The sequence below is a fragment of the Pseudomonas sp. A-1 genome (genome assembly GCF_004801855.1).
Taxonomy (GTDB): Bacteria; Pseudomonadota; Gammaproteobacteria; order Pseudomonadales; family Pseudomonadaceae; genus Geopseudomonas.
The window spans coordinates 1-2496 of the sequence record NZ_SSTC01000185.1 but is presented as its reverse complement, the minus strand read 5'-3'; the positions used below and the strand labels follow the sequence as shown (position 1 = coordinate 2496).

The window sequence follows — 2496 nt, the reverse complement described above, 5'->3', positions numbered from 1 at the left end:
CGCGGCGCCCTCGTCGGCCGGCAGCAGGCCCTCCAGCGGCGCCCGCTCGAGCGGCGGCGCGTGGCGCGCCTCGAGGTCGCGCAGCATGTCGTTGACCAGACTCATGGCATGCCTCCCGGCAGCCAGGGGCGCAGCCACGGCCACAGGCCGAACAGGAGCAGCAGCACGCCGGCGCCGGCCAGGCCCCAGCCCAGGCGCAGGGCGGCACGCTGCAGGAACGGCCGGGCGCCCTCGGTGTCCTCCAGCGCGCGCTGCACGTGGCCGGCGCGCACCCGGCGGCTGCCGCTGCCGAAGGCGGCCATCAGCGCCTTGTGGGCGAGGATGTTGACCAGCCGCGGAATGCCGCCGCTGCCGGCGACCAGCCGGCGCAGGGCGCCAGCATCGAACAGCGGATCGCCACGGTAGCCGGCATGCACCAGGCGCTCCTCGACGTAGCGGCGGGTGTCGGCCAGGTCCAGCGGGCGCAGGCGGTAGGAGAAGGTGATGCGCTGGCGCAGCTGGCGGAACTCGGCACGCTCGAGCAGCGCGTCCAGCTCGGGCTGGCCGAACAGCACCACCTGCAGCAGCTTGCAGTGTTCGGTTTCCAGGTTGGTGAGCAGGCGCAGCGCCTCCAGGCTGCGCGGCGGCAGGGCCTGGGCCTCGTCGATCAGCAGCACGGTGCGCCGGCCCTGCCCGGCCAGCTCGATCAGCCGGCGGTTGAGGGCGGCGAGCAGGCCGTGCTCGTCGAGCAGCTCGGCATCGGCGATGTGCAGCTCCTGGGCCAGCGCCTGGCGCAGCTCGCGCGGGCCGAGGGCCGGGTTGGGGATCCAGGCCACCTGCCAGCGCCCGCGCTCCTCGCCGAGGAGGTTGAGCAGCGCGCGGCACAGCAGGGTCTTGCCGGTGCCGACCTCGCCACTGACCTTGATGAAGCCCTCGCCCTCGCCCAAGGCCACGCGCAGCAGGTTGAGGCAGGCCTGGTAGGGGGCCAGCCGCACCAGGAAGGCGGTGTTGGGGGTGAGGGCGAAGGGTTTCTCGCGCAGGCCGAAGAAGCTCAGGTACATCCGCCTACCTCAGCGCGCGGAAGCTGGTCGCGCTCTTCTGCAGTTCGTCCAGCCAGGTGTCGGCGCCGATCACCTGCGGACGCAGGAGGATCACCAGCTCGCTGCGCACCAGGTCCTTGCGCTGCTGCTGGAAGAGCCAGCCGAGGAACGGCAGCCTGGACAGCCAGGGCACGTTGGCGTCGGTGTTCTCGTTGATGTCCTCGAGCAGGCCGCCGATCACCACCATCTGGCCGTTGCGCGCGCGGACGATGGAATCGGACTGGCGGGTGGTGGACAGCGCCAGCGGCAGGTTGAGTTCCTTGTCCTGGCCCAGGGTGATGACCTTGTTCTGGTCCTGCACGCGGCTCACCGTCGGCCGCACGTGCAGGGTGACCTCCTCGCGCTGGTTGATCTGCGGGGTCACGTCCAGCGAGATGCCGGAGAAGAACGGCGTCAGGGTGACGTCCTGGGTCGGCTCGGAAACCCCGGCCACGGTGGTGGTGTTGGACGAGGAGACGTCGGTGACGAAGTACTCGTCGGTACCGACCTTGATCACCGCCTTCTGGTTGTTCAGCGTGGAGATGCGCGGGCTGGACAGCACGCGCACCTGGCCCTGGGTTTCCAGCAGCTGCAGCAGGCCGCTGAAGTCGCCGACGCCGAGCGCCGCGCTGAACACCCCGCCGATGCCCTGCGCCCCGCTCAGCTGGGCGCCATCGAGGTCGAGCCCGAAGGTGCTGTTGCCCTCCTTGCCCAGCTGGGTCCAGTTGATGCCGGCCTGGAACTGGTCGCTCAGGCGCACCTCGAGGATCTTCGCCTCGAGGATCACCTGGCGCTGCAGGTTGCGCTCGGCCTGCTCGAGGAAGGCCTCGACGTTCTGCTGGTCGCCGCTGGAGGCGCGCACCACCAGCAGGCTGGCCTGCGGGTTGACCACCACCTTGTTGCCCGGCTCGTCGCCGATCAGCGCGCCGACCACGTCGCCCACCTCGCGCCAGAAGTCGACCTGGCTGGTGGTGACCACCTGGCTGGCGTTGACCGTGCTGGCCTGGCTGGTGGTGGTGCCGCCGCTGTCGCTGTCGCTGCTGGCGTTCTCCGAGGTGGTGACCGTGCCGGAACTGACCCGGGTATCGGTTTCGCCGCGGCGCTGCAGGTTCAGGTAGTTGAGGTCGTAGGTGCGGGTCAGCAGCTGGTTGGGCAGGATGCGGTAGCCGTAGCTGGTGCGCTGGAAGTCGTAGCCGTAGCTGTCGCGCACCGCGGCGAGCACCTCGTCGAGGGTGACGTTGCGCAGGCTGAAGGTGATGCTGCCGGTGACGTCCGGATGCACCACCAGGTTCTGCCCGGCGCCGTCCATCAGGCTGAGGAAGAACTCGCGGGCGTCCATGTCGCGCACCGCCACGTCGAAGCGCGGTCCGCCGGCCGCTGCGGCCGCCTCCGGCAGCAGCGGCGGCAGCAGCGCGGCCTGCACCGCCGGCGGCGGCGT

Annotated in this window: 2 protein-coding genes; both read right to left on the bottom strand. The window is 70.9% G+C overall.

The annotated features are described in order from the left end of the window. Window positions 1–101 precede the first annotated feature (101 nt). On the bottom strand, window positions 102–1040 hold the full coding sequence (locus E5198_RS20925; protein ID WP_136491830.1) for an ExeA family protein: 939 nt from the start codon (window positions 1038–1040) through the stop codon (window positions 102–104). Between the two features lie 4 nt (window positions 1041–1044). Next, a partial coding sequence (locus E5198_RS20920) for a pilus (MSHA type) biogenesis protein MshL (RefSeq protein ID WP_136491829.1) occupies window positions 1045–2496 on the bottom strand: 1452 nt, incomplete at its 5' end.